The organism is Pseudovibrio sp. Ad46, assembly GCF_001623065.1.
In the GTDB taxonomy this organism is placed as follows: Bacteria; Pseudomonadota; Alphaproteobacteria; order Rhizobiales; family Stappiaceae; genus Pseudovibrio.
Window position 1 is genome coordinate 220,635 of record NZ_LMCG01000050.1, and the last position, 21,384, is coordinate 242,018.

Annotated in this window: 20 protein-coding genes; 7 read left to right on the plus strand and 13 right to left on the minus strand. The window is 52.7% G+C overall.

Features of this window, described 5'->3' with window-relative positions; translation table 11 throughout:
* Window positions 1-6: 6 nt before the first annotated feature.
* The 3 genes from rbsB (at window position 7) to rbsK (ending at window position 2,880) form a co-directional block, all read left to right on the plus strand.
* Entirely contained in the window at window positions 7-888 is an 882-nt protein-coding gene (gene rbsB, locus PsAD46_RS15570) for a ribose ABC transporter substrate-binding protein RbsB (protein WP_057465238.1), read from the plus strand.
* A 69-nt stretch (window positions 889-957) separates the two neighbouring features.
* Window positions 958-1,953 (plus strand): substrate-binding domain-containing protein, encoded by a 996-nt coding sequence (locus tag PsAD46_RS15575; RefSeq protein WP_063307297.1) that lies wholly within the window; start codon window positions 958-960, stop codon window positions 1,951-1,953.
* Window positions 1,954-1,962: 9 nt separating this feature from the next.
* A complete protein-coding gene (gene rbsK / locus PsAD46_RS15580; RefSeq protein WP_063307298.1) occupies window positions 1,963-2,880 on the plus strand; it encodes a ribokinase in 918 nt (305 codons plus the stop codon).
* 128 nt (window positions 2,881-3,008) lie between these two features.
* Here rbsK and queF read toward each other — a convergent pair whose 3' ends face one another.
* The 5 genes from queF to PsAD46_RS15605 form a co-directional block, all read right to left on the minus strand.
* The gene (gene queF, locus PsAD46_RS15585) at window positions 3,009-3,476 is read right to left on the minus strand and encodes a preQ(1) synthase (protein WP_057465235.1); all 468 of its coding nucleotides are present in this window, start codon (window positions 3,474-3,476) and stop codon (window positions 3,009-3,011) included.
* Window positions 3,477-3,548: 72 nt separating this feature from the next.
* Entirely contained in the window at window positions 3,549-4,289 is a 741-nt protein-coding gene (queE, locus tag PsAD46_RS15590; protein WP_063307299.1) for a 7-carboxy-7-deazaguanine synthase QueE, read from the minus strand.
* Window positions 4,268-4,624: a 6-carboxytetrahydropterin synthase QueD gene (queD, locus tag PsAD46_RS15595; protein ID WP_063307300.1), complete on the minus strand. Its 357-nt coding sequence runs from the start codon at window positions 4,622-4,624 to the stop codon at window positions 4,268-4,270. The genes queE and queD overlap by 22 nt, the downstream gene beginning before the upstream one ends.
* Window positions 4,624-5,322 (minus strand): 7-cyano-7-deazaguanine synthase QueC, encoded by a 699-nt coding sequence (gene queC, locus PsAD46_RS15600; RefSeq protein ID WP_063307301.1) that lies wholly within the window; start codon window positions 5,320-5,322, stop codon window positions 4,624-4,626. The genes queD and queC overlap by 1 nt, the downstream gene beginning before the upstream one ends.
* 219 nt (window positions 5,323-5,541) lie before the next feature.
* The gene (locus PsAD46_RS15605) at window positions 5,542-8,295 is read right to left on the minus strand and encodes a hypothetical protein (RefSeq protein WP_063307302.1); all 2,754 of its coding nucleotides are present in this window, start codon (window positions 8,293-8,295) and stop codon (window positions 5,542-5,544) included.
* Between the two features lie 299 nt (window positions 8,296-8,594).
* Between PsAD46_RS15605 and PsAD46_RS15610 the strand changes: the two genes are divergently transcribed.
* Window positions 8,595-9,581, plus strand: a complete 987-nt coding sequence (locus PsAD46_RS15610) for a zinc-dependent alcohol dehydrogenase family protein (RefSeq protein ID WP_063291965.1) — start codon at window positions 8,595-8,597, stop codon at window positions 9,579-9,581.
* 37 nt (window positions 9,582-9,618) lie between these two features.
* Here PsAD46_RS15610 and PsAD46_RS15615 read toward each other — a convergent pair whose 3' ends face one another.
* From PsAD46_RS15615 to PsAD46_RS15640, 6 genes are all read right to left on the minus strand, one after another.
* Entirely contained in the window at window positions 9,619-10,491 is an 873-nt protein-coding gene (locus tag PsAD46_RS15615) for a DUF1989 domain-containing protein (protein ID WP_063307303.1), read from the minus strand.
* A gap of 209 nt (window positions 10,492-10,700) precedes the next feature.
* A complete protein-coding gene (locus PsAD46_RS15620; RefSeq protein ID WP_063307304.1) occupies window positions 10,701-12,017 on the minus strand; it encodes a ferredoxin reductase family protein in 1,317 nt (438 codons plus the stop codon).
* A gap of 205 nt (window positions 12,018-12,222) precedes the next feature.
* On the minus strand, window positions 12,223-13,536 hold the full coding sequence (locus PsAD46_RS15625; protein ID WP_063307305.1) for an ATP-binding protein: 1,314 nt from the start codon (window positions 13,534-13,536) through the stop codon (window positions 12,223-12,225).
* Window positions 13,533-14,201, minus strand: coding sequence for a response regulator transcription factor (locus tag PsAD46_RS15630; RefSeq protein WP_063307306.1), 669 nt, complete (start codon window positions 14,199-14,201; stop codon window positions 13,533-13,535). The genes PsAD46_RS15625 and PsAD46_RS15630 overlap by 4 nt, the downstream gene beginning before the upstream one ends.
* Before the next feature lie 144 nt (window positions 14,202-14,345).
* Window positions 14,346-15,236: an NAD(P)H-binding protein gene (locus PsAD46_RS15635; RefSeq protein WP_063307307.1), complete on the minus strand. Its 891-nt coding sequence runs from the start codon at window positions 15,234-15,236 to the stop codon at window positions 14,346-14,348.
* Window positions 15,233-15,592 (minus strand): VOC family protein, encoded by a 360-nt coding sequence (locus PsAD46_RS15640; protein WP_063307308.1) that lies wholly within the window; start codon window positions 15,590-15,592, stop codon window positions 15,233-15,235. Before PsAD46_RS15640 ends, PsAD46_RS15635 begins: the two co-directional genes overlap by 4 nt.
* A gap of 102 nt (window positions 15,593-15,694) precedes the next feature.
* On the opposite strand from PsAD46_RS15640, the gene PsAD46_RS15645 reads away from it, so the two are divergent.
* Window positions 15,695-16,600 carry a LysR family transcriptional regulator gene (locus PsAD46_RS15645; RefSeq protein WP_063307309.1) on the plus strand — a complete coding sequence of 302 codons (906 nt, stop codon included), beginning with the start codon at window positions 15,695-15,697 and terminating at the stop codon, window positions 16,598-16,600.
* A gap of 5 nt (window positions 16,601-16,605) precedes the next feature.
* On the opposite strand, the gene PsAD46_RS15650 is transcribed toward PsAD46_RS15645, so the two are convergent.
* Window positions 16,606-17,133: an AAA family ATPase gene (locus PsAD46_RS15650; protein WP_057465224.1), complete on the minus strand. Its 528-nt coding sequence runs from the start codon at window positions 17,131-17,133 to the stop codon at window positions 16,606-16,608.
* A 65-nt stretch (window positions 17,134-17,198) separates the two neighbouring features.
* Window positions 17,199-18,194 (minus strand): AraC family transcriptional regulator, encoded by a 996-nt coding sequence (locus tag PsAD46_RS15655; protein ID WP_063299244.1) that lies wholly within the window; start codon window positions 18,192-18,194, stop codon window positions 17,199-17,201.
* A gap of 277 nt (window positions 18,195-18,471) precedes the next feature.
* Between PsAD46_RS15655 and PsAD46_RS15660 the strand changes: the two genes are divergently transcribed.
* On the plus strand, window positions 18,472-18,933 hold the full coding sequence (locus PsAD46_RS15660; protein ID WP_057465391.1) for a (2Fe-2S)-binding protein: 462 nt from the start codon (window positions 18,472-18,474) through the stop codon (window positions 18,931-18,933).
* A gap of 1 nt (window position 18,934) precedes the next feature.
* Window positions 18,935-21,121: a molybdopterin cofactor-binding domain-containing protein gene (locus PsAD46_RS15665; protein WP_063307310.1), complete on the plus strand. Its 2,187-nt coding sequence runs from the start codon at window positions 18,935-18,937 to the stop codon at window positions 21,119-21,121.
* Window positions 21,122-21,384: the final 263 nt, after the last annotated feature.

Consider the following 21,384-nt stretch of genomic DNA (forward strand, 5'->3'; position numbering starts at 1 on the left):
GTTTCTATGAAAAAACTAGTAAGTTTGGCAGCAGGTGCTGCTCTTCTTCTCGGCTCTACAGCAGTATCAATGGCACAGGACACACTGGCTCTGGTCGTGTCCACCCTGAACAACCCGTTCTTTGTGACCTTGAAAGAAGGTGCTGAAGCACGCGCAAATGAGCTCGGCTACAAAATTGTTGTTCTCGACAGCCAGAACGATCCAGCAAAAGAACTGGCAAACGTGGAAGATGTGCTGAGCAAGAACGTTTCGATCCTGCTCATCAACCCAACAGACTCTGACGCTGTTTCCAGCTCCATCCGCGCTGCAAACCGCAAAAACGTACCAGTGGTCACTCTGGACCGTGGTGCAGCACGCGGCAAAGTGGAATCCCACGTGGCATCCGACAACATCCTCGGCGGCGAAATGGCTGGTGAGCTGATTGTTGAAACTCTGCGCGGCAGCGGTAAGATTGTTGAGCTGGAAGGTGTTCCAGGAACATCTGCTGCGCGTGATCGCGGCACAGGCTTCAAAAAAGCAATGCACGGCGCCTCTGGTATTGAACTGGTTGCAGTTCAGCCAGCAGATTTCGACCGCACCAAAGGCCTGAACGTGATGGAAAACATCCTGCAGGCACAGCCAGAAATCAACGCTGTTTTCGCACACAACGATGAAATGGCTCTGGGCGCAATCAAGGCAATTGAAGCGGCAAACCGCGACATCCTCGTTGTTGGCTTTGATGGTACTGATGACGGCGTAAAAGCTGTTGAAGAAGGTACAATGCTGGCAACTGTTGCACAGCAAGCTGGCATGATTGGTTCCATCGGCGTCGACACTGCGGACAAAGTCCTCAAAGGTGAAAAAGTTGATGCGTATACCCCAGTTGCGCTGAAGCTTGTTACCAAGTAAGTGCAAGTAATCTGAATAAGATCGGGTTTGGCGTAAGCGCCAGACCCGACCCTTAAAACCGGAGCGGAAATGGTCAGTATCAAGGATGTTGCACAAGCTGCGGGGGTATCCGCATCTACAGTGTCTCACGTGATCAACGAGACGCGCTACGTTGCACCCCTGACCAAACAAAAAGTCGAGGAAGTTATTCAGGCTCTCGGCTTCCAGCCAAGCATGATGGCGCGCGCGCTCAAGGTAAAGCGCACCAACATCATCGGTATGCTGGTTTCAAGCAGCTCCAACCCTTTCTTTGCTGACGTTGTGCGCGGTGTGGAAGAGGGGTGCTACCAACACAATTTCAGTCTCATCCTGTGCAATTCAGGTCATCAGTCCGACAGGCAGCTGGCAAACCTCAACACCTTGCTTCAGCGCCGCATTGATGCCCTCATGGTGATGACCACCAAGACAGACCCGGCGCTGTACCAGCAAATCAGCAAGCTCGGCAAACTGCCCAAAGCCATTCTGGATTCCGCCCCGCACCCAAACGCCTGCACTTTGCAGGATGACTCTGTACTGGGCGGCAGATTGGCTACAGAACACCTGATCAAGCGTGGCCTGACCAAAATCGGTTGTCTTATGGGGCCGGAAGATCATCCCCGTTCTATTGAACGCTACAAAGGTTTTGAAAATGCCATGTACGCTGCCGGGTTGCCGGTAGAAAGCAAGTGGCAAGCCGCAGGCCTTCTCACCGCATCCAGCGGGTATAAGGGCATGAAGCAGATATTGGACGCCGATAGCCAGCCCGAAGCCATCTTTGCCTTTAACGATTTGATGGCAATGGGGGCGTACCGCGCCATTCACGAACGTGGCCTGCGCATTCCAGAGGATATCTCCGTCATCGGCTATGATGATGTCGAGTACGCCTCCTACATGGCGCCAGCGCTCACAACCATCAAACAGCCCAGCTTCGAGCTTGGGTTGAGCGCTGCAGAAGCGCTGATCAATCATCTGGAAGAAAAGACAGAAATGCCACCAGTCATCCAATTGGTGCCTGAACTGATCGTCCGCAGCTCTGTTGTTAACTAGGAAGTATTCATGTCCATCGTCATTGTCGGTTCCATCAATGTTGATATCACAACCCGTTCTGACCGGCTGCCACAGCCGGGCGAGACGCTGCATGGACACAGCTACGCTATCAACCTGGGCGGCAAAGGCTGCAATCAGGCCGTTGCAGCATCAAAGCTGGGTGGTGATGCGCAACTGGTAGGCCGCATCGGTAAAGACGGGTTTGGCGACATCGCAGCCCAGCACCTGAAAGACATGGGCGTCTCAACCGAACATGTGCATCTGGATGAAAACCACGGCACCGGCATCGCGGTGATCGGTGTGGATGCAAATTCCGAAAACAGCATCACCGTGATTGGTGGCGCAAATCTTGCTATTGACGAAAGCGATCTGGAACGCACGTCAGATGTGCTGAAGAACGCTAAAATCATGCTGATGCAGCTGGAAATTCCGGTCGCAACGTGCCTGAGCGCCGCTAGAAAAGTCCGCGCCTCAGGCGGTAAAGTGATCTTCGATCCAGCGCCTGCACCCGTGGATGGTTTGCCCGAAGGTTTCCTGCAAAACGTAGATGTTGTAACGCCCAACGAGACAGAAACCGAAATCCTCACTGGTTTCCGCCCATCCAATGCAGAAGAAGCAGCCCATGCTGCAAACCTGCTGCGTGAACAGGGCGTTGCAGCTGCCGTTGTGAAACTGGGCGCACGCGGCGTTTACTTCAAGGATGAGACAAGTGAAGGATTCGTGGAGCCGTTCAAGGTGAACGCGATCGACACTGTGGCAGCAGGAGATTGCTTCAACGGCGGTCTGGCGTATGCGCTGGACAGCGGCAAATCTCTGGCTGAAGCAGTCCGTTTCGCAGCAGCGTGCGGTGCACTCTCCACCACCAAACATGGTGCAGCCACATCCGCGCCAACACTGGTTGAAGTCGAAGCTCTGATGGGTGCATAGAGCGCGTTCCATTTGGTTGAATTCAATCAAATGACAAGAATTCGCTATGCTCTAAGGCCTTTCAGAAAAGCAAAGTTGGGGTTGGCAGCCTTTTCGCAACCCCAACTGAGTACATCCTAAACAGATATTTAGCCGCGACCGCGATAGGTCGGCACGCCCTGTTCTGGAATCCAGACGCCTTTTGGCTCTTCGCCGGTCTGGTAGAACACATCAATCGGAATACCACCGCGCGGATACCAGTAACCGCCAATACGCAGCCAGATCGGGTTCAGTGTGTCCACCAGACGCTTACCGATGGACACAGTACAATCCTCATGGAACGCACCGTGGTTGCGGAAGGATGTCAGGAACAGTTTCAAAGACTTGCTCTCAACCAACCACTGATCCGGCACATAATCAATCACCAGATGAGCAAAATCCGGCTGATTGGTGATCGGGCACAGGGAGGTGAACTCAGGTGCTGTAAAGCGAATTGCATAAGGCGTGCCCTGCTGCGGGTTTGGAACCCGTTCCAGAACCGCTTCTTCAGGGGACTGCGGCTGAACAGTATCACCGCCCAGCATGGTCAGATTTTTATAGATATCGTCGTTGCTCATTGTTCTCTCGAATTCTTCGTTCTCATGCATTTCCGTCATCAAAGACTGATCATCAACTTGCCGGAATATGCCTTAAACGCCGCGCTTGTTGCCCCACAGCAGCACATGCAGCTGTGGCAGAATGCGTGGCTTGAACCATTGGTCGGAAACAGTTTTGTCCACCAGCCAGTGCATGCGATCCATGATGCCGTCCATGTCAATGGTCGCATCATCATCCTCGGGTGGAGGAGGGGTATGGTTCCCCGGTTGCAGGTACATCGGCAGATAAGGGTAGCGCTCACCAACGTCCTTGGCCCAGTCGTAATCGACGTCATCAAACACAACCACTTTGATCACACAGGTGGCCGAGTTGAGGGCTGCATCCAGACAGGCATCAAACTTGTCCCAATTGACAGTTTCACCAGAGGAAGGCGGCTTCGGGCTCAGCACCAGCGTGTCCAGATCTGCAAACCAGTCCCGTGCAACTGATCCTTGCGTCTCGATTGCGAATTTGTAACCCTTCGCTTTACCGAGTGAGATCAACTTTGAGAAATCCTGAATGGCAGGATTGCCGCCAGAAAGGGAAACCGTGATCGGTTGATGACCGGACAGTTCCTCAATCTTGTGCCAGACGTCCGCACTGTCCATCTGATCCCAGGTATGACGATAAGCGCTGTCCACCGCATGCAAGGTATCACACCAGCTGCAACGATAATCACAGCCGCCAGCGCGTACAAACACGGTTGGCTCACCAATCAAAGCACCTTCACCCTGAATGGTTGGTCCAAAGATCTCACTGATACTGAGTTTACTCATGGTCGGTATTCCGCCCATGTTTTCGGCGTTTCACTCACACGCACAGCGCAGGTCTCCACCCAGTGCCCTTTGCAGAACTCGTAGATGGTCCTGGCGAGATACTCAGAGGTGACCTGATCGTGTCCGAACACCTCATTCAGGTGGCGGTGATCCAACTCATCATCAATGAAACGCTTGAGCGGCTTCAGTTCAGTGAAGTCCACCACAAAGCCGTGTTCATCCAGATCCTTGCTGGCAAGTTCAATCACCACAATGTAGTTGTGGCCATGCAGGCGCGCACAGGGATGTCCCTCCGGCATTTCGCAGAGTTGATGCGACGCCGAGAAGTGAAATTCCTTTGTGATTTTGTACATTATGGTTCCGCTCGTTCCACCACGGATTTCCAGTAGTCGGGATCCGCGTATTCTGTTGGGTCCTCAACACCTGCCAGATCAAAGGCTTCTCGCCGTTCGACACAGGTGCCGCACCGCCCGCAATGTTTCTCTCCGCCTTTGTAGCAGGACCACGTGTCCTCAAACGGCACGTTGATCCGGGCACCTTCTGCAACGATGGTACCTTTGGAGATTTCTACAAATGGCGTGTAAAGGCTCACATTGGCATAGCCGTCCAGAGCCAGCTTCTGCATGGCTTCAAAGCTTTTGATAAAGCCAGGGCGACAGTCCGGGTAGATGAAATGATCACCCCCATGAACCGCCGCAGCCACAGCATCGGCCTGCTGAGCAGCCGCAATGCCAAAGCCGATAGACAGCATGATTGCGTTTCGGTTGGGAACCACAGTGACCTTCATGTTCTCTTCGGCATAATGGCCGTCGGGAACATCAACATCATCGGTTAGAGCGGAGCCACTTAAATGCGCTCCTATCTGGCTCATGTCCAGAATATGATGTGGCACACCAAGCTGCTTTGCAGCATGTGCTGCATAGTCCAGCTCTTTTTTGTGCCGTTGGCCGTAGTCAAAAGAGACGAGGCCGAGCAATTCGTTTTCACGCGCAACCTTGTAGGCAAGCGTGACCGAATCCAATCCGCCTGAGCAGATTACGATAGTCTTCATAAGGTTTAGTCCTTGTTTTCGCTGTTGCCGGGTAGGCTGCGACCGGCACTCATTGCTGAGCAAATCGGTAACTACCAGACTAAAACCTCAAGGAAAAGGACTAATTCACCCTCTGCATACATCTCATGGATAACCTGCTGAGTATAAATGCAAATCACACTTTAAAGTTGCGTGTAATGTGCCCCGCGCCCACATGCAGTGCCGCAGGGTTCGTATGCATCAGGACGCGAGAGTCAACAATTTAACTTCAAGCTGCACCAGAACGGGCCTCAGGACATTTATGTCATTGTCCAAACCGAACGGATGGCGACGATAAAGCTTGATGGCCTTGTCGCTGTCTAGCCGTGCCAGCAAAGGCCGCACAAGGCGCAAGGCATCTTCACGGGCCTTCTTACGCTCTTGAAGTGATTTCTTACTGTCACCGATGATCTGCGCGTATGTCTTCAATTCACCCGGTACAATTGGTTTTGATACGCAGGTGGTAAACCGCTTCAAACTACTGGTATCGACGTAGTTTTCATCAGCCTCCTGCTGGCCGGCAACGCCGGTGATGAAGTCGCCTTCAGCAAAGGTCTTCGCAGACTCCATACGAGCAATAGCCTTTTCAGTGGCCTTGACCACATCCTTGGCGATGTCCTCTCTAAAGCCTGTTAACTCGCCGCGCATGGCATCATACATGCCCTTCAGCTCTTTCAGCCGCCCCATATTTTCTTCGTAAGAGGAGTTGACCGCACTTTCCTGTTCAAGCAGCTTCACTTCTTCCAAGAGATCCTTGAAACGGGTCGGATCATAGTTAGTTGTATCAATACGTGGGAACCGTGTCAGAAGCGCCTTTGCCCCTTTCCAGCTCTTTGCCTTTGCCGTGAGCATTTCCAGCTCATTCTTCATAGGACCAGAGGTTTCATTGAACTTACCCTTGGCAACCTTGCGGTCAATCTCAAGCTGAATACCATTTTTGTAGTCTTCTTCGATCTTCTCAAAGAACTCATCCTGCTCTGGGGTGGTGGCAGGTCCATCCACATCTTCGCCGAGCAGCGCAATGCGAGCTTTTAGTTCTTCAACATACTTATCTGCTTTAATCTTAACGGTGTTCACCTGTGAGATGGCTTCTTTCAAATCATCGACGGTGGCAGCGTTATGAGCGGTCACTTTGGCCTGTTTCAACTCCAGTTCCAGCTCACCGTGATAAATTTTTTCTTGCTTGGGCTGCCAAACCTTTTTGAACTTCATAGCAAGCTCTGGGCGGGCTGCTCCCAACTTAGCGAGCAACCTAGGAATTTGCTTGAAAAACTTCTCAATCGGATCGACTTTCATGTCAAAGACTGCTCTGAAGCCGACGGCTTCATCGAGTTGTCTCAAGAGTGGCTGTAATCGCGATCCTTTCAGGTTACGACACCGACCAAGAGCCTTGTTGATGTTCAAATCGGGTGCTTGCTCTCGCAAAAGACGAACATCTTCTTCAAGGTTCATCTTGGCTTCGATATAATAGATCGCTTTCTTACCGGATTTGGTGGCAGCAACCTTATCGAGAATATCCTGGGTGTCCGTCTGAAGGTCGTCATACCCGGTCGGATTAGTATTGATGCCTTCCAAAATGTCTTCTGTCTTGATGAACTCTTCAAGGGCAATGGCTTCCATGCCAGTCACACCAGATGATCGTAACTCATCCAAAAACTCAAAAGATTCCAGCAGCTTGTTAATCGTTGCACGGGGAACTGCCTTAATACTCCTATCTCTGGGTCGCTTTGGGATGGTTGCCATCACATCCTTGTTCAGCCCTTCAGTATGAACGGCACGTGCACGAGCTTCCGTTTTGCTCTCTTTCGTAACCACCTGGTGGTCTGCATCGAACACGACGAATTTCTCAAGCTGTTTTCGATAGGCTTGGGTACGTATATCCAGATTTTTCTGTGCCCATTCGTCTTGTTTGATCCACCTTTCTCGGCGGGTCGCTACGCCCTTCAAAGTTGTGACAGCACGCAGGGTTGCTGACAGATCGCGAGAACTGTCACTTTGATAGTCGTGAAGATCATCAAGCGTATCTGTTGCCGCAGTGGTTGGCTGCGCCATGGTCATGCTTTCACACAGGGTCTCAATAAACTTGGCCGAATTACGGAGTTCCGGCAGCGCTTTTTTACAGGCCTCCGCATCAGACATAAGCTCTGTCCAGCGCGCATCGGATGGCCGTGACACCGCATCCTGATACTGGTTCATTTCAATGAGCAGGCTTGTTCCCAATCCAGTATAACCAGCGTCCTGCAAATTGAAGATGATCTCCTTCACCTTCTTAACATCCTGACCAATCAGAACCTGATCTTCGTTACTGACATAGGTTGCTGGATGCACTTGGGCATCTCGAAGAAGATTTTTCATGTCTTTGAGCTTGCGTTCCATCTCGGACAGAGTCACTTCGCAAGCGGCAAAGTTGTAAACGCCGCTTTGAATATAGGCTTTGTCTATAAGCATCCCAACCAGCTCATTAGCGGTTGTGAAAGCCAGCTTCTCAGCTTCCAGACCCTTAAAGACCTGAACTTCCAGAAAAAGTTCTTCCTTCTGCAATTTGAAAGCTGCGATCTGATCGATGATCACCTTACTCAGCGACATGTCAGGTGAATCTGGCATGTCGATCGCTTCCATGGGATTGGATTCGAGTATGGTCATCTCATTTTTAAGTTCGAAGAAACGTTCACTATCCTCAAATGCCAATGTAGAAGCAGCATCGTGTCGTAACTCCTGCTCAGCCTGACGACGGTCATCTTCATCCATTCGGGCTGTTGCCTGTGCAAGCTCTTCCCGTTCCCGTTCTCGTTCTGCTTCATAAACTTCGCCAAATGCATCTGCCCAGGTTGGAAGCATTTCGCCCCATAGCTTATAGATTTGCTGAGCCCAGGTTTCTTCGCTCTGGTTCATTTGGTCTTCTGCAGGAATAGGATTGGTGTCAGTGCCAGTATCGGTATTTTGATTTCCGGGCATCGGAGGTTCACTCACCTTAATTATGAGAGGTACACAAACAGGAAAACCAGCGGGCAGACGCACATGGCATCTCCGCAAGGCTCCACTCCAACAAGTCGTCGCGCGCACGCGCACCAGATTGTTATGACGGACCCAGATGAAATATGCGTTGTGATAAATGGTTCGGTTTTCTCTTATTCTTGATCTAATTCTGCAGCGCACAGCAACAACGGGGAACCGCAAACACCACGCCAGACTTTCTTAGGACAACAGCGTATAATCTGAGCACAATCCAAGCCTGCGTGAGAAGGAATGCCCTCATGAAAGCAATGGTTCTGACCGAAATTGGAAAGCCACTTGTCTTGCAGGAACGTGCTGCGCCGCCAACACCGCGCACCGGCGAAATCCTGATTGAGGTTGAAGCTTGCGCGGTTTGCCGGACAGACCTTCACGTCGTGGATGGCGATCTGACGAAACCAAAGCTCCCGCTCATTCCCGGTCATGAAATTGTCGGCAGGGTGCGTGCATGTGGGGCAGGTGTTGATGACCTCACAATCGGCACGAGAGTGGGCATTCCCTGGCTTGGGCATACGTGCGGCTGTTGTTCCTTTTGTCAAAGCCATCAGGAAAATCTCTGCGATCATCCCATATTCACGGGCTACACACGCGATGGCGGCTTTGCGACCCACACCATCGCAGACCGACATTTTGCATTTGAGCTGGATGAAGACGCAGATCCGGTATCGCTTGCGCCACTTCTGTGTGCCGGCTTAATCGGCTGGCGATCTTTAAAGAAGGCTGGCAAAGGCAGAACGATAGGTATTTACGGCTTTGGTGCCGCCGCCCATATCATCGCGCAGATCTGCATCTGGCAAGGTCGTGATGTCTATGCCTTCACCAGATCAGGAGACACACAGGCCCAGAACTTTGCAAGAGAACTTGGTGCCATTTGGGCAGGAAGCTCTGAAGACCAGCCACCAGAAAAACTGGATGCAGCCATCATCTTTGCCCCCGTGGGTCCACTCGTTCCAGCCGCGTTGAGTGCTCTGCGCAAAGGCGGGCGTGTGGTGTGCGGTGGCATTCATATGAGCGACATCCCGCAAATGCCCTATGCATTATTCTGGGAGGAGCGGGAGGTTGTTTCCGTTGCCAACCTGACCCGAGAAGACGGGCTGGAGTTCTTTCCCCTCGCCAAAAAAGCAGGTGTGAAAACTCACTGCATTCCCTACAGGCTTGAACAGGCCAATCAGGCACTGGAAGATTTGCGAGAGGGACGACTATCCGGCGCAGCTGTCCTCGTGCCGTAACACGAAAAACAACTGCCACTGGCCAAATCAAACAGGATCAGGCTTGGTGCCCGCCTGCATAACCGCTGCGTTTTGCGGCGGACCAGCCTTTCAAACTACCCTCTTCCGGTTTGAAGATCTCGACAAGAAGCGGATAGCACGGCGTATTGTCATCAGAGTGACTGCTGCCGCAATCACCACCCGGACAGGTAGAAAGCGCGCCCAGAAGATCGATCTCCGCAAAGAACTCAATAAAATCACCCGGACGAACAGGGCTGGCTTTCATGAAATACTGGTGGGTATCGCGGGTAAAGCCCGTGCACATGAAGACGTTCATCACATCATGCACATGAGGCTCAGCGCCATCTATCGAGAGACCCTTTGCATCTGCCAGTGCGCGGGTCAGGTTAGAGTGGCAACAATGGTTGTAATCCACGTTCTTGAGCATATGGTTGGTGTAAGGGTCGCAGCGTGTCCCAATCACATCATGGACGCCCGCACCATCCTCATCCCAACCGTACCAGTCCAGCGTATCCTGTGTAATCGTCGCCATCGGACGCAGATACGGCATGGTGCTCCAGAGCCGGTCTCCGGTTGAAAGGTGCGAGGCATGCAGCTGACGGGTCTTGCCGCTGAAAAACCGCTCATTAATGTCATTGGCATTCCACAAATTGAGATCGCCAACCTGCGGGCCTTCAACGCTCACAATCCGGAAGAAGTGGCCAGCAGGCACCTTGAAATGACCGCCATCACGAGGTGGCACCACAACTTCCCCGATCTTCTCCAGACTCTCCTTTGCCTGCTGATAAAGCTCAGCGTTATAGGCAGGCAAATGATCGACTTCGTAACAAACAATAGGAGACTTGGAGCGACGATCTTCGGAAGGAGCAGGGATGTCGGTCGTAATCGAGCGGGAGGCGATTTTTGTCATGAGCCAATGATCCTAAAAAGAGCAGAATTATTGGTTCTGATTGAACCCTCCAAATCTCAATTAATATATTGATTTAATTTCACTGATCCCTTCAGTCCCGGCACCTTTCGAAGGCACCATGAAGCCAGAGAACTAAACCTTGCACCTAGCTTGAAGGAGCGGATCGCCGCACCGCCAGGCAATGCAGCGATCCTCATGTTGGCCAAGCTCTACTTGGCCGGGGCGAACTTGCCGGAATGCCGGTTAACTTGCTGAAGCAGAAACTTAAACAGCTTTCGAAAACCAAGGCCGGAGCGCATCTGGAATTCTTCATAATGAAACAAGCGCATTGGGTACTTCAGGGCTTTCAGATCCCGTATCAACGCTTTGCGCATAACTTCTGGACCACAAAACGCAATTGGCATCACATCAAAGAATTTTCCCTGCAGGATTTTCAGCAACCGCGCGTCGATGTACTCACCCATGTCAGACTCAAAGTACTGTACATGAAGGTTCGGCAGACGGCTTTGCAGCGCGTCCAGCTCCTCCTCAAACGGGTTCTCCAACCGGTTACGGACGCCATAGTAAAGATAGAACTGTCCGGTCTCATCCCCGCTCAAAGTCTGAGCCCACGACAGGAAAGGTGTGATCCCGACACCGCCCGCAATCCAGATCTGGTCCCGATTGGAAGCAATTGGGCGGAACCCGCCATATCCCTTGCTGATTTGAGCTTTTGTGCCGACTTGGAGCTTGTGCACACGAGATGTGTAATCACCCAGCGCAGAAATGCAGAACCGCAGTCTTCCGTCTTCGCGCGGTGCAGATGCAATCGTGTAAGGATGCACTTCGCCCATGCCCTCCTGATCAAAGGAGAGGTAAGCAAACTGACCGGCATCATGAGAAATTGGCTTGCCTTCAGGTTTCAGTGTCACACTGGTGATGCGCCCGTAAATCTGAACATCTTCTACCTCATAGGTCTTTGTGCGCCCGGCCATGCCTTTGTAAGTCAGGTACAAGAAGGACGCGACACCGGCAAAACAGAAGAAGGCGACGTAAAGTCCAAGCGGATCACTCCAAGAGAACACGTTGGGGATCATCAGGAAGTGCGCAGCAGCAAGGGCGAAGAAAATACCGATCAAACGGTGGGTCCAGCGCCAGATATTATAGGGGATGAAGGTCGCCAGAGAACCAAGGCCGAGGATTAAAATACCATTATACCCGATCTCACCCAGCTCTTTCGCCAGTCCATCCGTATCGCCGCTTGAAAGCGCATCTGCATCAATGCTTTCATGCAGGAAAGCAGCAGCAATTGCGAAAATAGCCAGCCATTTATGCAAGACATACACACGGTCCAGCGGGCCAAACAGAGCCTCAACGCCTTTCATCCGTGTGGCCATCACCTGAACCAGCCCCATGAAGATCAGTGAGACCATGCCAAAATACTGGCTCAGCAAAGCACCTGAGTCTGCTTGGCTACCAAACTGGGAGAAGATCAAAAGGGGGACTAGGATGCTGGCGATAATGAAGGTCAGGCCAATCGGTTTCATTCCGGTACGCTCATCTGAGTTAACGATGCGCACTCAGATGAAACTCTGGCTATGAAAGGTGAGTGACACCGTTGGGGGGCATCGCACACCATTCATAATCAGATCACCCCAAATGAAGCTACAGATGCAGCCTCGGAGTAGGTTTCAATCTGAGTGCTTCCCCTAAATTCACTTGGAAGCTGAAACCTACCTGAAGTTTACGACACTACCTTTTCAGTTTGAGCATAAAACAGGCTCCGCCCAGTCGTTCACTATTGCCAAGGGAAATCTCGATCCCATTGCGGCGACACAGAGTTTGCGTAATAGACAGGCCAAGGCCTGCACCTGAACTTGATTGCCCCGGCATGCGGAAGAACCGCTCAAACACCTTCTCACGGTATTTCTCAGGCACACCCGGTCCGCTGTCTTCAACACTCAGTTGAATATGATCATCACCGCGCTCAAGAACCACGATAACCTCACCATCAGACGGTGTATGACGGATTGCATTGCCAATCAGATTACCAAGCACAGCGCTCAGATCTTCCGGATCAACAACAGCTGCCACATGTTCTGATTGAAGCAGTTGCAGCTCCACATTTTTATCAAGTGCCGCATGGGCCTGCTGTGCAAGGCTTTCCTGAAGAACAGGCAGCAAGTCGTGCTCTGTTATCTCTTTGTGGGCATCCTGACCTGCACGGGCATGTTCCAAAAGCTTGGCGGCCAGATGTGTAGCCCGGTCAACGCCTTCAATGATGTTGTCAAACCGCAGCCGTGTCGCATCATCCAGCGCGTCCCGCTCAATCACCTGACATTGGGCCTTCACCACGGTCAGCGGTGTTCTGATCTCATGCGCCGCATCATCAATAAACCGCTGCTCGCGGGCAAGGTAGTCTTCAATCTTGTCAAACAGCATGTTCAGGGAGTTCACAATCGGCACAAGCTCATCTGCCTGCTTCTCCGTTGTCAACTTGCCAAGACTCTCAGGCTCCCGAGTTTGCAGTGTCTCAGAAAGAGTGGTGAGCGGACGTAACCCGCGTTTGACGATGAAAACCGTTGCGATGATGGAAAACACCAGCACCAGCCCCAAAGGGATGGAAACGGTGGCAACAGTCTGGTCGGCCAGCTCAATGGCTTCATCAAACACGATACCGATGATGTATTGCCTGTCAGTCTTTTCACCCGGAAAACTCCAGATCACCCAGCTGTCGCCCTCATGCTCAATTTCCTGAGCACCCGGCCTGAGATACTGGGGTAGCTGTACTTGGTCGGATGACTTATATAAATCGTTGCCGTCTCCATCGCGGATGACCACGAAGTAATCATTAAGTTCATGATGATCATCCAGATGCTTGGGAGAAATGGTGTCCCCCTCCAGCTGTGCAATCGCGCTGACAAGCTGAAAGGCTTGCGCATCATGGGTCTCGTAAAGCTCTTCCTCTGTCATATTGTAGACAATGGCGGAAAAGACGCCCCAGACCACAAACAGCAGCGGGATCAGAAAGATGAGGATGCGGCTGCGGATGGAGGACAGTTTCATGCCGGTATGTCCTCATCAACAATATAGCCTACGCCGCGGATGGTCCGGATTAGTTTGGACGTGGTCTTCCTGCGGGTTTGCGAGACATAAACCTCAAGCACATTGCTCTCCGCATTCTCTTCCCAGCCATAAAGCTTTTCCATGAGATCAGACTTGGAAACTACACGGCCCCGCCGCTCCAACAAAATGGTCAACAAGCGAAAGGCGAGGGGCTGCAACACCACCTCAGCCCCGTTGTAGCAGGCTTTTTTCTGGTCCAGATCTAGCGTCAGCGCCCCATGCTGCAACAACATGCGCGTACGCCCAACAGAGCGCCGCACCAGCGCGCGGCAGCGGGCCAGAAGCTCTTCCATGTCAAAAGGCTTGGTCAGATAATCATCTGCACCCAGATTAAGCCCGTCAATCCGGTTCTTAGTGGTCTCCCGCGCAGACAGGATCAGGATAGGTACATCTGCCTTGTCATCACGAACAGCCCGCAAAAACTCCAGACCATCCTGACCCGGCAACCCCAGATCCAGAACAACCAGGTCGAACTCTCCGGTTCTCAGAGCGTCTTCTGCCAAAAGACCATCATCGACCCAGTCCACTATAAATTCATGCCGCTCTAGAAAAGCCTTGATCGCATCCGCAATCAGCCGCTCATCCTCAACCAACAATACGCGCATGTGTTCCTTCCACTAGGGCGAAGTATACCCAATATTTGCCTCAACTCTTTCACATCTACAAAGAACATGAAACTGAATTGTGCCTGAAGAAATCGCATAAGCGGTTACAATTGACGGATAATTGGTAGCACGACATATGGTTGGTCAAGGCGGCCCAATCGACACGCTCAAAGCGGCCTTGGCGCAAAACACCTCACGGATGAAAGTTTTGATACTGCGCGGTGGGCGCCCGCAGATTGTAGAAACGGCATCCGTTGTGAAGTCCCCCCAACCACTGCAATAGGCCTGCGCATAATCGCGAGAGATGCCTGCAATCCACTCATCCCAACCCGCACCAACAATACCATCATACACATCCTGCGGCATGACAGGCACATAGGTGATGGTGCGCTTGAGTTCTTCGCTGAGTGCCGACGCAACATCAAAATAAGAAAGGCTCTTTGCTCCCGTTACCTCAAAGATGTTGCCGTTGAAATGATCACTCAGCACGCATTCTGCGGCGCACTCAGCCACATCGCGTGTGTCTACCATCCCCATCCGGGCATCACCCATGCCAAAGAAGAAGCTGCTATGTTCTGCTATGGTTTGCGTTGCCAGAAACATGTTCTGCATAAAAAGGTTAGGCCTCAAGATTACATACTCCATCTTTGAGCGAACAAGCTCATCCTCGGTTGCTGCATGCAACACAGTGTTCGCTGTTGGCCCAGTAGCACCTGCCTTGATGGCCGAAATGCGAACCACTTTGCGCACTCCGCTCTCCAATGCCGCATGAAGCACAGCTGAGGCCTGTTGTGCTGCCTGTGGGTTGGCCGAAGTGATCAGTACCAGTGTGTCAATGCACGCCATCGCCTCAAAGAGAGAAGGCAGATCAGAAAAATCTCCCCGAACCGCCTCAGCGCCCATGGATGAAACCAGCCGTGCATTTTCCGCACTGCGCACCAAAGCACGCACATGCCACGGTGTTTGCTTTAACTCTCTGAGGAGATGCAGGCCGATTGTCCCGTTGGCTCCGGTGACCAAAATACGCTTGTTCATGACGAAGCCTCCGTCCACACCGCAAGTTCGTTCCCGTTGGGATCTGCAAAATGAAACCGCTGCCCGCCAGGGAACGAATAGATGTCCTGCAAGATCGCCGCACCAGCTGCACGGACGGCCTTTAGCGTGCCCTCAAGATCCGCCACATAAAGCACCACCAGCACACCGGGAGCCTGAACCGGTGTTCCACTTTCTCCATTAAAACCGCCTTCCACACCAGCACCGGAAAAGCTGATGTAGCTTGGCCCCCAGTCTTCAAAGACCCAGCCGAACACAGAGCTGTAGAAGCTCTTGGTTTCTTCATTTTTCAGCAGAGGAAATTCGATGTAGTTGATGGATTTATCCTGGTTTCCCATCCCGCGTTCCTTTCATGTTTTGATTGGAACGCATTCTACTATTCTTCTGAATGTGGTAATATTGCTTGAAGTGGGAATGATAATTCCAAATATGGGAATATGATGCGAGACCTGAATGCAATCGCGATATTTGCTGAAGTTGCCAAAGCAGGCAGCTTTTCCGGAGCTGCCAAGGTGTTGCGCCTGCCGCTCTCAACCGTCAGCCGAAAGGTGGCGGATCTGGAAGCGCAGATGGGCGCAAAACTGCTGGAACGCACGACGCGGCGCATGCGCCTGACGGAAATCGGCGACCAGTTCTATCAAGCCTGCCTACCGGGATTGGAAGCCTTCAAAGCAGCAGATCGCGTGGTGGAACAGCGCCAGTCAGCTGTGTCGGGAGACCTGAAGGTCACCGTGCCACCCAATCTGGCCGAAGCTCTCTTCATTCCCGTTATCGGGCAGTTTCGCCTGCAATATCCGCAGGTACGCATCCACATGATCGTATCAGAGCGCAATCTGGACTTTATCGAGGATGATGTTGATCTGTCTTTCCGCGTCGGTCCAAAACCAGATTCCGGACTGACACTCACAAAGCTCGCCGCCTACCGCCACGTTCTGGTCGCTTCGCCTTCTTACATCGCAGAGCAGGGAACTCCGCAGCGCCCTGAAGACCTGACGCAACACGCCCTGATCGGCTTCGGGTTCTGGCAAAAGCCGGAAATCAGCTGGCAACTGAGCAGGAAAAGCGAAGAGCGGACCATTCGCTTTGCACCAGACATCGCCATCAACGACTACTCAGCGCTTCAATCTGCGATTAGGTCCGGCCTGGGAATAGGGGAGCTGCCATCCATTCTCTGTCAGGACGCGTTGAAAAGGCGCAGTCTGGTGGAGGTGCTGCCGGAGTGGAGGTTCCCTGAAATAGACCTGCACGCCATGCACACTGGCAAGCAAAATCAGTCCCGGCTCACACGCCTGTTTCTGGAAACCTGCGTGAGCATGATCCGCCCGAAACTCCGCCAGTTTGCGTGAGAGCTTCAATAAGACCCGTAACGCACCAGCTGGCTGAAGGCCTCAACGATCTCTTCGACGCTTTCCTCGACAGGTTTTTCAAAGGTGTCGACCACAAGGCGGTGCTTTTTCCACGGCTCATAGCGTCGCCGCTGTACATCCTCCCAGCTGGGCAGGGACATAGCGGAGATATCGTTGTGTCTGGTCTCAACACGTGTCTTGTGCTCAGCCTCATCAGAGCAGATCACCTCAATGTTGAGCGCTTTCACCTTAGCGCCAAGCGCCGCTTCCAGCCAGATGTTGCGGGTAATCTCGATCGGATTCACCGCATCCGCAATCACATTGTTGCCCAGCAGCAAATTGTCTTTGGCAACGGCTGCTGCTGCAACATAACCGGCATCTTCTGCTGGTGAAATCGCAAGAACGGAGGTCTTGAGGGCAGCCTCAAGTGAATCAATACGTAAATGAACGGCTTGCAGGCGCGGAGAAAGGGCCTTTGCCAAGGTCGTTTTACCAACACCAGGCAATCCCGAAAGAACAAATAGAATAGCCATGCCGGGCTCTTACCAGCCCAAGGTTTCATGAAGCTTTCTTCATGAGAGGCTAAATTAGGGCGCCCTTAAGCAATCCCACGCACTTCCATCGGCGTCTTACCTGTCCAGCTGTGAAATGCGCGAAAGAACGAGCCGGTATCCTTGTACCCAAGCAGATAAGAGATTTCCGGAATGCTCAGCTCACTACGCACCAGATAGTGCTGGGAGAGTTCAGCGCGGGTTTCACTCAAAATATCCTGAAAGCTCTTGCCTTCTTCCTTCAGCTTGCGTTGCAAGGTCCGCTTGCTGGCGTTCAGGTTCTGGCTGATCACGTCAATGGTGTTCTGCCCCGCTGGCAGGCTTTCCAGCAACGCATTCTTCACCCGGCGGGACATCTCGTCAGAACTGCCCGTGCTCTGTAATTTCTGGCGCAGCCCATCTTCAAACGTGTCCCACATGCCTTCCATCTGTGTGATCAGCGGACGAGTGGCATCCTGCAGGGAAAGGGTGATGTGCGCCACCGGAGCAGGGGTTGCCTTCACCCCGCATTCCGCTTCAACAGCAGACCAGTCCAGATCTCCAACAGGGCCTCCCACACTGAGCGGCACAATCTGCTCTCCGGTAAAGGTGCGGCTGCAATTGGTGAAGTAGACAATCTCGAACTGAGCCAGAATTTCAGGAAACGGTTCCGTCGGATCGCTGGAAGTAAACAAGATTGACACTGTGCTGTCCGTACGCTCAACTTCCAGCCGGATCGGCGCAATCAAAGGCTTAAACAGCGCAAGACGCTTCACGCCTTCCTCAATGTTTGGACTGCAGGAAAACGCAAAGGCGTGTGGAACAAAACTGCCCTGCTTGATGGTGTGCCCAAGTTTGATTGCCAGATCGTTGCCGCCATATTCCTGATGCAACGCATGCCAGATGGCGAAATATTGCGCCTGCGTGATGCCCTTGGCCGCCGGACCCAGCTGCTCAATGGAAACTCCGGCACGGCGCATCACCCGGTCAACAGATAGGTCAAGGTACTGAATGATTTGCGCCATCATGGCAGCGCCTGGGTAAAGATGTGCGTGTTTTGTCATGCTCGGCTCGGTCTCATTGGTGTTGCCACTCTTTCATCTCGAATTTTTGCTAGGTGTGCCAGTACCAATTTACATAGTGGCGCGATATGGCAGTACTTTGGCGCGATTTGCCACTGAAAGCGAGAGAGGCGAGTGCTAGGGATAACTACAGATCATTTGTTTCAGGCTCAAAAAGCAGAAAAGCGCATTCCGCATACAACACTGTCCCATTCAAACAATGCCTGAGATTATTGCTGACCCAGCCAACCGCTACGGATCAAAAAAGGGATTTTTTTTGATGGCAATTTCTTTAAAGCTGAACGGCCAGACGCATAAGGTCGATGCCGAACCAGGAACCCCGCTTCTTTGGGTGATCCGCGATGAACTCAAGCTCACCGGAACAAAATTCGGGTGTGGTGTCGCCTCATGTGGGGCGTGCACCGTTCATCTGGATGGCGAGCCGGTCCGCTCCTGCCAAACGTTTATTGAAGATGTGGAAGATTCTGAGATCACCACAATTGAAGGCCTGAAGTCCACGCCAGCACAAGCCGTGCAACAGGCATGGACAGAGCTGGACGTGGTCCAGTGTGGTTACTGTCAGTCCGGCCAGATCATGTCTGCCGTTGGCCTGCTCTCTGAAAACGCAAAGCCGACACTGGAAGAAATTGACGATTACATGGACGGCAACGCCTGCCGATGCGCCACCTACCAGCGCATTCGTTCCGCTATCGTACGTGCATCAGAAATTATGGAGGCTTGATATGAGCGTGTTGTCCTCTCGTCGTGGCTTCCTCAAAGGGGCAACAGCCTCTGCTGCCGCCGTTCTTGTTATTGGTGTGGCCCCATCCGGCTCTATGGCCGCTGCAAATGCTGCAGACACCACCATGCTCAATCCGTTTGTAAAGATTGCAGCAGATGGCACCGTGACTGCGATCGTCAAACATTTTGAAAAAGGGCAGGGCCCGGCAACCGGCCTCACCACACTCATTGCAGAAGAGCTGGGCGTCAGCATGGATGCGATAGAGTATGAGTTCGCCCCATCCAACCCGAAGCTTTACAACAACACGGCATTTGGACCTATTCAGGGTACCGGCGGCTCCACCGCCATGTTCAACAGCTTCAAGCAGTATCGTCAGGCAGGTGCTGCCGCCCGTGAAGTGCTTTTGCAAGCCGCATCCCTGGCATGGGATGTGCCCGCCGCCCAGCTCAAGCTGGAAGATGGCGTGATCTCAGGTGGTGACAACAAAGCGCCAATCGGCGAGTTCGTAGCCGCCGCGAGCAAGCTGACAGCCCCTGAAAACCCGCGCTTGAAAGATCCATCCGAGTTTAAGTTGATCGGCAACGCCAGTGTGCGCCGCAAGGACACACCGCCAAAGATCAACGGCACCGCCAAATACGCGATGGACATCCAGCTTGATAATCAGATGGTCGTCACCATCAAACGGGCCACCCGCAAAGGTGCAACTGTCACATCCTTTGATGACAGCGCCGCGAAGGATGTCAAAGGCTTCATCCGTGCAGCCACACTGCCCAACAAGGCGGGCGTTGCGGTTTACGCAGAAAACACATGGGCCTCTCTTCAGGCACGTGAAGCTCTGGAAGTCACCTGGGACAACTCAGCAGCTGAAAGCCGCAGTTCTGAAGACGTCTACAAAGAGCTGATAGCTGCGCTCAACACAGCGCCGGAATACAACCTGACCAAAAACGATCAGGCCGAGATTGCAGGTGCGATTGAAAACGCAGACAAGGTGGTGGAAGAGACCTTTTACTTCCCACTGCTCGCACATGCGCCAATGGAACCGCTCACCTGCACCATTGAGGCGACGGAAGATGGCGGTGTGATCCTGCATGACGGCTGTCAGATGCCAACCTCACCACATGCAGCGATTGCGCAAATCCTTCAGGTGCCAATGGACAAGGTGCAGGTCAACACCATGTTCGCTGGCGGCTCGTTCGGTCGCCGTGCAACACCAACGGTTGATTATCAGGTAGAAGCAGCGCTTTCCTTTGTGATGACGGATCGCCGCCGCCCGGTCAAACTGGTGTGGTCCCGCGAGGATGACATCACCGGTGGCTACTACCGCCCGGCATTTGCGCACAAAGTTCGTGTTGGTCTTGATGCAGATGGCAACATCGCTGGATGGGATCACCGCGTTGCAGGTCAATCCATCTCCAAGGGCACCCCGTTTGAGGCGTTCTCGGTTCATGATGGGGTCGATCATCTTTCCGTAGAAGGCGTCACCCCGACGCAGTACTCCATTCCGGGCATGTTTGCTGGCCTGACGGACATCAAACCAGCCACAACCGTTTTGTGGTGGCGCTCCGTTGGTCACACCCACACCGCCTACGTCATGGAAGCCATGATGGATGCCGTTGCAACAGCAGCGGGTCGTGATCCGGTTGAGTTCCGTCTGGCACATCTGGCAGGCGACACGCCAGATCAAAAACGACTGACGGGCGTTCTCAAACTGGCTGCTGAAAAAAGCAACTGGGGCAAAGGCGCTGAGGGGCGCTCTCAAGGCGTTGCGGTCCACAAATCCTTTGGCAGCTATGTTGCCGAAGTTGTCGAGATTTCAGGTGATGCAGAAAACGGCGTAAAGATCGAAAAAGTCACCTGCGCAGTTGATTGCGGCATCCCGGTCAATCCGGATGTGATCAAGGCACAGATGGAAGGCGGCATCGGCTACGGCCTTGGCCACGCCATGCGCGATGAGATCACGCTGGAGAACGGTGAAGTTATCCAACAAAACTTCCCGGACTACGAACCGCTCCGCATCGGGGATATCGGCGAGATTGAAACGCACATTGTCCTCTCCACCGAAGCCCCAACAGGCGTCGGCGAACCGGGCACACCACCATCCGCTCCAGCACTGGCAAATGCCATTGCAGCAAAAGGACCACGCGTGACCGAACTCCCAATGACCAAGGCAGGCGTCACCTTCGCCTAAACTGATTTGACAGAGCAAACGGCAGGCTGAGTATTCATCAGTCTGCCGTTTGCGTGTTTAGCAAAAAAACGCAGCTCACACGTAAAAAACGCAAACCAACGCACAAAAACACGATCATTTTTCAGCTCACAAGGCATTTAGTGTGCAATGCGCACTAACGATCTGATGTTACTTAGTAATTTCAAGAGGCCTCAGATTTGTGAAGCAAAATCAGCTTCCGGCAGATGAAACTTTTTCAGCTCACTTTGTGAACCTTCAATTGT